Origin of the sequence: Acinetobacter sp. V2, assembly GCF_001188385.1 — a bacterium.
Taxonomy (GTDB): domain Bacteria; phylum Pseudomonadota; class Gammaproteobacteria; order Pseudomonadales; family Moraxellaceae; genus Acinetobacter; species Acinetobacter oleivorans.
On the sequence record NZ_JZFB01000005.1, the window covers coordinates 39,965 to 47,550 of the forward strand.

The window sequence follows — 7,586 nt, forward strand, 5'->3', positions numbered from 1 at the left end:
TATGGCAAACCAAGTGCCTGCAAAATGCCCTCAGCATGCGCAGTAAGGTCTTCAAGTGCCTGCATAGAAGTTTCAGGTTTAACGATTTGCACCATCTCAACTTTATCAAATTGATGCTGACGAATTAAACCACGGGTATCGCGACCATAAGAACCAGCTTCACTACGGAAACACGGTGTATGCGCTGCATATTTTAATGGCAAGCGCTCGGTATCAATAATCTCATCGCGAACGAAGTTAGTAACAGGAACTTCTGCTGTAGGAATGAGGTAATATTCTTTTTCACCTTGAAGTTTGAATAAATCTTCTTCAAATTTTGGTAACTGACCAGTACCACGAAGTGAATCAGCATTTACCAAATAAGGCACATAAGCTTCTGTATAACCATTCTTTAAAGTATGGGTATCAAGCATGAACTGCGTTAAAGCACGTTGTAGGCGCGCTAAAGAACCTTTCAACACACTAAAACGTGAACCAGTCAATTTAGTCGCAGTTTCGAACTCTAAACCGCCCATCCACTCACCTAAGTCAGTATGATCTTTGATTTCAAAATCAAACTGACGAGGCGTACCCCATTTTGAAATTTCAACGTTATCACCTTCATCTTTACCAGCAGGAACAGACTCATCTGGTAAGTTAGGGATGCTAAGCGCTTTTTGTTCAATCTCGTTTTGGAGCTCTGACAAAGCCACTTCAGCAGCTTTGATTTCATCACCAATCGCTTGCATACGCGCCATGATTTCAGAAGCATCACCACCGGATTTTTTAATCTGACCCACTTGTTTTGCACCGGCATTACGCTCTGCCTGCAATTTTTCAGTTTTTGATTGCAAGTCTTTACGGCGAGTTTCTAAAGAAGCCCATTCTTGAACATCTAATTGAACACCACGTTTTGCCAAAGCTGCATTAACAGCTTCAATATTATTTCTGAGTAACTTAGGGTCGATCATAATCAATCATAATATGGGTAAAAAACTGGCTATAGTGTAAGGCCTTCACACTAAAAAATATAGTGATCATCTTCATAACGAATAGGTTTCACACAATTGTTAGAATAGATCACCTATTTTAGAACTTATAGTTTGGCACACTCGGTAAATACTCAGGTTTAATGAATTTACTCGCTTCAAAATACGGCAGTGTTAATTCAGACATTCCTTCCGCATAAGAAGCCAACTCATAAATTGGATAGACAAAAACAATCCCATTTGCGCCATAGTAGAAATTATCACTTAATTGCAGTTTTTCACGACTGATATTGTGCTCTTGAAGCCAATTTGTATTCGCATCAAAAAGTGCATCAACTAATTGTTTTTCGACATCTGGCTGAATGAGTTCGGCAACAGTAATATGTTTTTTATTTAATAAATCAAAAGTCACGAACTCTTGATGTGACATGCCATGTGCTGCACCAACAGAATACGAATAGGTCTGTAATGCAAAGGTTGCAAGATTATAATTTTGCCCTAAATAGCGAACATAAATTGCACTTTGACTCGAACGAGGCTCGCCTTCAGGTACTTCGACTGGCTGATCAGCCAAATTTGCAAAAGCATTCGGATCTGCTTTCTTTATTCGATTAGTGAAGTAATCATTAATCCACTTCTGATTGGTTTGTACTGTTTGAAAATCATACTCAGTACAACCATCTTCTAAACAAACTTTTGATTTTGGCAATTTTACCGGGATTACTTTTGCCTGAATTACAGGAACACCAGCCTCTTTAGTTTCTTTAACTTTTGCAGTCGAAGCAGCCTGCTCTTCTTTGGCTGTCGACTTTGGTTGGCAACCACTCACAATTGCCATTGCAGCCATTAATGGAAGAATACAAATAATTTTTTTATCGTAAAGTCGCATAATAATCCCCATGAATTTACCTCTATCACTATACAAAGCGTCCGATCGAGGTGGGGTTAAAAAATGTATCTATCTCTCTTATATAAAAAAAGCTACCGTGAAAGGTAGCTTTTTTTGAAGAGGCTTTAATTATTGATCAATAATATCTGTGCCTTTTGGTGGCGTAAAGTTAAAGACAGATGCTGGAATTGAAGCATTTACTTTCATGTTCTTAAAGCGCACATAAGTAGTCTGACCTAATGAGTCTTGTAACACCATAAGCGTAGGCGCTTTATTTGCTCCAAAACTAATCGTTAAGCTTTGGAAAGCACCATCTTCTTTTTTAGGGAATAATGTGAAATAAAGTTTTGATTTATCGGGTTGCGTTACACGATAAGATTTCATGATTTGATTGGTATTACCAGAGAGTAATAATGCTGGTGTATCTGCAACCTGATCATCTAAGCTTTGGCGGACCGCTTGTTGTAAATCTGGATCATAGATCCAAACTGTTTTCCCGCTTGTTACAATCGTTTGTTTGGCAGGACTTACTGTTTCCCAATAAAATTTCCCCGGACGTTCAACTTTCATTGAGCCTTTGAATGTCTGGTTCATATGCTGTGCACTTAAACTCTTTTTCTGTGCCACAGTTTTTGTATTGGCTTTAGTTGTTTGTTCAAAATCGGCAGTCAAACGCTGTAATCCTGATAACTGATTAACCAGGTTTCCAATTGCCTGTTGCTCCGGTGCTGCTACAGGCGCAGCAAACACTGTAGTACTCATTACAGGAGCAAGCACTGACGCGCTGAGTGTAATAGCACACATAGTTTTACGAAGCATATTCATGTCATCACCTTTTTAGTTGCTGTAAGACAACTTGCCATCTTCCAAAGTTATGAAACTTAGCAAGCTCTTAATTCAAGACTCATATTAACCGACAAACTCTGTGCTAATCATTGAGAAAATAAGATATTTTGTTATGTTATTCATGTTGTTTGTAGAATTTCATTCATCATGATGAAGATACACCAGATTAAATTCCATAAAAAAAGCCCACAAAATGTGGGCTTTTTTTGAAGCTAAAACTTATACAGTTTCAACTTTTACGTAGCGACGGCCAAATTGACCTTTCACTTCGAATTTTACTACGCCGTCAGCAGTAGCAAATAAAGTATGGTCACGGCCCATACCAACATTTGCACCAGCGTGGAACTCAGTACCACGTTGACGAACGATGATGTTACCAGCAGTTACAGCTTGACCGCCGTAAACTTTAACACCTAACATTTTTGGGTTTGAATCACGACCGTTCTTCGTCGATCCACCGGCTTTTTTAGTTGCCATGTCTCTTACTCCTCGTGATTAGCCTGAAATACCAGTAATTTTCAACTCAGTGAACCATTGACGGTGACCTTGTTGTTTACGGTAGTGTTTACGACGACGCATTTTGATAATGCGGATTTTGTCGTGACGACCATGGCCAACCACTTCTGCAGTTACTTTAGCGCCAGCTACAACTGGAGCACCGATTTGAATGCTGTCACCGTTTACAACCATTAATACATCATCAAATGTAATAGTCGCGCCAGATTCAGCTTTCAATAATTCAACTTTAAGGGTTTCACCCTCAACTACACGGTGCTGTTTACCACCGCTTTGGATTACTGCGTACATAATGTACTCCAATTAGCCCGTGTCGTCGTGCCGATAAGGGATATATCGATCTTAAAACGCTCGCCACTGGGGTTATATAAGGCGACAGATTTTAAGTGAAATTTGATCAAACGACAAGTATTTTCTATTTATCAGTGACTCCTATTCTCCTCTTTTTACAAAATCAATAGACAGCTTAGATTGGAATTTAGCAGTTTTCATTGATTCTGAATGAAAATTAAAATACAGTTCCAGACACAAATTGCGACAAGAACAAGTTGTATTAATGCTGATGTCATTAAATTTATTGTTTTGCCGGAAATATCATGTTTTGCTTAAATAAAGAACAAAGAACGCATAAAGACAATAGAAATGATTAATATCAGCCACTTGTTTATCTGTGCAACACACCTTTAATTGTTACACTAACGCCACTTATCTACCAATACGGGGTTTTTCTTCATATGGTCATCGATTTCAAGCAAGACATTCTTGCGCCTGTTGCCTCAGACTTTGCTGCGATGGATCACTTGATTAATGAAGGAATTAGCTCAAAAGTCGGTTTAGTCATGTCTGTCAGCAAACATGTGGTTGAAGCTGGCGGAAAGCGTATGCGTCCGATTATGTGTTTACTGGCGGCTCGCGCTTGTGGTTTAGACAACATGCAAAATGCACAACGTCTGGCTGCAATCATTGAAATGTTACATACCGCGACATTGGTTCATGATGATGTGGTAGATGAATCTGGGCTTCGTCGTGGTCGACCTACAGCAAATGCGACATGGAATAATCAAACAGCCGTTTTAGTCGGTGACTTCCTTATTGCACGTGCGTTTGATTTACTGGTCGATTTAAATAACATGACTTTATTGAAAGACTTTTCAACAGGTACATGTGAAATTGCTGAGGGTGAAGTATTACAACTGCAATCACAGCATCAACCCGATACAACAGAAGAAACATATTTAAAAATTATTCATGGTAAAACGTCTCGCCTGTTTGAGTTGGCTACAGAAGGCGCTGCTATTCTGGCTGGACAAGAGGCGTATCGTGAACCATTAAGATTGTTTGCCGGTCATTTTGGTAATGCATTCCAAATTATTGATGATATTTTAGACTACACTTCAGATGCTGAAACATTAGGTAAAAATATTGGTGATGATTTAATGGAAGGTAAGCCAACTTTACCGTTAATTTCTGCATTAGCATACTCAACAGGTGAAGAGCATGCGATTATTCGTCGCAGCATTGCAACTGGTGGAGTGGACCAATTATCTCAGGTCATAGAAATTGTACAGAAGTCTGGTGCTTTAGATTATTGTCACCAACGTGCCCAAGAAGAAACAGAAGCAGCACTGCAAGCCTTATCAAACCTACCTGATACACCGTATCGTCAGGCTTTGATTAACTTAACTCAGCTTGCGTTACATCGAATACAATAGATATTATTTTGCCTATGCATATAAATTTTTCAGATCTTTTTTTAAAAATACAGAAACAGCTTGAGGATTCTCAAGCTGTCATTGACGAAAATCTACTCATTGAGTTAGTCAATGCGATTCGTCCATCCGATCCTCAAAATACGGATGAGATAAAGCAAAAAATTCAGGCTTTAATTGAAAGCCTATTACGCACACCCACAGCTCCCTTCCTGCTACAAACTTTTTTATTACGTCTAATTAATCGCTATAAACAAGTCAGCTTATATGCTGATAGCGGAATTTTGTCTTTAGATGGTTTCTGGAACCAGCTAGGTCAAAGGCTCGGAGCACATTTTTTACCGTTAATCGAAGATGCAAGCCAACTCAAAATATTGATTGGTAGAATTTTCTATTTAGAAAGTGACAAAATTTGGCTCAATAATATTGATGAGGAAGATTGGGCAAATCTATTTGGGCTTATTGGACAAAGCCAAAGTAATGTAGATGAAAAGCTTGTCATTCAAAGTGAAATGATTAAAGCGATTACCGTTTTATCTTATCGAATTAGTGGAATTGGTCTTTACCCCGAATTTATTAATGCTCAACCGGAATTAACTGAATATGAATCACCATTTTTAGTTCAAAACCGTGAAATTGTTGAATTTATCGAGAAATACAAAAAACAAGAACTTTTTGAACATGAAATTGCGGTGACCTCTCCTCCAGATGCTTCACAAGCATTTGTTATGTTGGAACAGTGTCGGGATGTCGTTTTAAAAATTCGCCGTGCTACCAAAAGAATTGGGGTCAGCTTAAGTTTGACTTATTTATTGTCATTACTTGAGCAATGCCTTGATCGCATTGAATTACTGCTTTATTTGGTTGTAGATAACACTAAAGGAAAATATGTCTCTTTAGGACATCTAATTTCCGATTTAACCAAGGCGCACTATAGTGAAAAAAGTGTTCGCTCTTTATTAAGTACAACAAGTGAACTTATTGCCTTTCAAGTAACTGAAAATGCCAGCCGAACAGGTGAACATTATGTAAGTACTGATACCAAAGGCTTTTGGGGCATGTATAAAGCTGCTGCTGGAGCGGGCGTCATTATTGCCTGTATGGCATCTTTAAAAATTCTTGCAGCAAGAATGACAATGGCTCCGCTCATGCAGGCCTTTACTTTCAGTATGAATTATTCTCTAGGATTCATTCTGATTCATGTACTGCATTTCACAGTTGCAACCAAACAACCTGCAATGACAGCTGCGGCCCTCGCAGCCACTGTGCAACAGCGCAAAGGCTCTAAAACAGCTCAAATTGCAGAGTTAGCAGCCCTGATTATTAATATTATTCGAACACAATTCATTGCTATTTTAGGCAATATTTCAATTGCGATTCCTACTGCCGCACTCATTACTTTTGCTTGGCAGTTCTATCTTGATGAGCCCTTGTTAACTCATACTAAAGCAACGTATTTGTTGCACAGCTTAAACCCCTTCACTTCATTAGCAGTTCCTCATGCAGCGATTGCCGGAGTCTGTTTATTTTTGTCGGGTCTCATTGCTGGATACTTCGATAACCTGGCTGTTTACCGAAAAGTCGGTCCACGCCTAAGAGCGCATCGCCGCTTAGCAAACTGGTTTGGGCAAGATCGCCTCAACCGTTTTGCTGAATATATTGAGCGCAACTTAGGAGCTTTAGCGGGTAACTTCTTATTCGGGATTATGTTAGGAAGCATGGGTACCATAGGGTTTATTTTAGGTTTACCTTTAGATATTCGTCATATTGCCTTTGCTTCGGCTAACTTTATTCAAGGTTTAATGACCATTAATGGTAGCCCAGACATCGGACTGATTATCGTGTCCTTTCTAGGTGTGTTGTGTATTGGTCTCACTAACTTATTCGTGAGTTTCACCTTAACGATTATTGTGGCTCTACGTGCACGTCGTGTTCGCTTCGAACAATGGAAACCTTTAGCCAAACTCGTTATGACCCATTTTCTGACTCGCCCAAGCGATTTTTTCTGGCCCCCAAAACAGCCGCTAGAACTTGAAGAAAATACGACTACAAATAATGGAAAAAAGATAGAACATTAAGAATTTTGCTTTGTACACAAAATGTGAATTCCGTCAATTTTGTTGTGATTGTTTTTCCAAATGTTAAAAATTTTTCAAAATGAATTTACGATGATCTATCAGGCTTGAAAAAAAGTGTACTGGCAAGTACACTTTTAACGGCTTTCAGTAGTGGACACTGCTTGAATAAGCAAAGGTATTTATATGCCCTATTTGTTGCTTTTTATTGGTTGTATTTTTTTAGGATTAGGTGTTCTTGGTCTTTTTGTACCAAGACTTCAGTCTTTGGATCTTCTCAGCGTTCAAATATTGAGTGAATATCGTTCAGATTATCTTAACTCTATTACGATCTTCCTAGCACGGATAGGCGGTATGCCTTTTGTACTTTTTTTATCCTTTCTGGTGTGTATATATCAGGCATGGTATAAAAAATATATTACTGTTATTTTCATTAGCGTGGGAGTTCTTGGCAGTATCACCATGGGTTGGCTGCTCAAGTGGTGTGTTGATCGCCCAAGACCTCCACAGGTATATCATATTGTCGAAAGTTATGGTGCATCGTTCCCAAGTGCACACAGTGTTTATGCATCAACACTGGCTT

The 7,586-nt window shown here is 38.9% G+C and carries 7 protein-coding genes and 1 pseudogene; 3 read left to right on the forward strand and 5 right to left on the reverse strand.

All coding sequences use genetic code 11. The features are described 5' to 3' along the window. From serS to rplU, 5 genes are all read right to left on the reverse strand, one after another. On the reverse strand, positions 1–950 hold a 950-nt coding region (gene serS / locus UC75_RS14815; RefSeq protein ID WP_228137408.1), incomplete at its 3' end, for a serine--tRNA ligase. Between the two features lie 118 nt (positions 951–1,068). Beyond that, positions 1,069–1,869 (reverse strand): RsiV family protein, encoded by an 801-nt coding sequence (locus UC75_RS14820; RefSeq protein ID WP_005310010.1) that lies wholly within the window; start codon positions 1,867–1,869, stop codon positions 1,069–1,071. Positions 1,870–1,986: 117 nt separating this feature from the next. Next, positions 1,987–2,682 (reverse strand): outer membrane lipoprotein chaperone LolA, encoded by a 696-nt coding sequence (gene lolA / locus UC75_RS14825; RefSeq protein WP_049838021.1) that lies wholly within the window; start codon positions 2,680–2,682, stop codon positions 1,987–1,989. Between the two features lie 240 nt (positions 2,683–2,922). Beyond that, positions 2,923–3,180: a 50S ribosomal protein L27 gene (rpmA, locus tag UC75_RS14830; RefSeq protein ID WP_002116037.1), complete on the reverse strand. Its 258-nt coding sequence runs from the start codon at positions 3,178–3,180 to the stop codon at positions 2,923–2,925. Positions 3,181–3,198: 18 nt separating this feature from the next. Next, positions 3,199–3,510, reverse strand: a complete 312-nt coding sequence (gene rplU / locus UC75_RS14835; RefSeq protein ID WP_004639133.1) for a 50S ribosomal protein L21 — start codon at positions 3,508–3,510, stop codon at positions 3,199–3,201. 443 nt (positions 3,511–3,953) lie between these two features. On the opposite strand from rplU, the gene sdsA reads away from it, so the two are divergent. The 3 genes and pseudogenes from sdsA to UC75_RS21905 all read left to right on the forward strand — a co-directional run. Beyond that, positions 3,954–4,931, forward strand: coding sequence for an All-trans-nonaprenyl-diphosphate synthase (sdsA, locus tag UC75_RS14840; RefSeq protein WP_049838022.1), 978 nt, complete (start codon positions 3,954–3,956; stop codon positions 4,929–4,931). A gap of 14 nt (positions 4,932–4,945) precedes the next feature. After that, a complete protein-coding gene (locus UC75_RS14845) occupies positions 4,946–7,006 on the forward strand; it encodes a site-specific recombinase (RefSeq protein ID WP_049838023.1) in 2,061 nt (686 codons plus the stop codon). A 183-nt stretch (positions 7,007–7,189) separates the two neighbouring features. Then, positions 7,190–7,586, forward strand: a pseudogene (locus UC75_RS21905) (phosphatidylglycerophosphatase); the annotation flags it as partial.

What these genes read in the sequence shown, in the direction of transcription:
- rplU (WP_004639133.1), bottom strand. Translation starts at nt 3,510, where the DNA reads ATGTACGCAGTAATCCAAAGCGGTGGTAAACAGCACCGTGTAGTTGAG.
- UC75_RS14820 (WP_005310010.1), bottom strand. Translation starts at nt 1,869, where the DNA reads ATGGGGATTATTATGCGACTTTACGATAAAAAAATTATTTGTATTCTT.
- sdsA (WP_049838022.1), top strand. Translation starts at nt 3,954, where the DNA reads ATGGTCATCGATTTCAAGCAAGACATTCTTGCGCCTGTTGCCTCAGAC.
- UC75_RS14845 (WP_049838023.1), top strand. Translation starts at nt 4,946, where the DNA reads ATGCATATAAATTTTTCAGATCTTTTTTTAAAAATACAGAAACAGCTT.
- lolA (WP_049838021.1), bottom strand. Translation starts at nt 2,682, where the DNA reads ATGAATATGCTTCGTAAAACTATGTGTGCTATTACACTCAGCGCGTCA.
- rpmA (WP_002116037.1), bottom strand. Translation starts at nt 3,180, where the DNA reads ATGGCAACTAAAAAAGCCGGTGGATCGACGAAGAACGGTCGTGATTCA.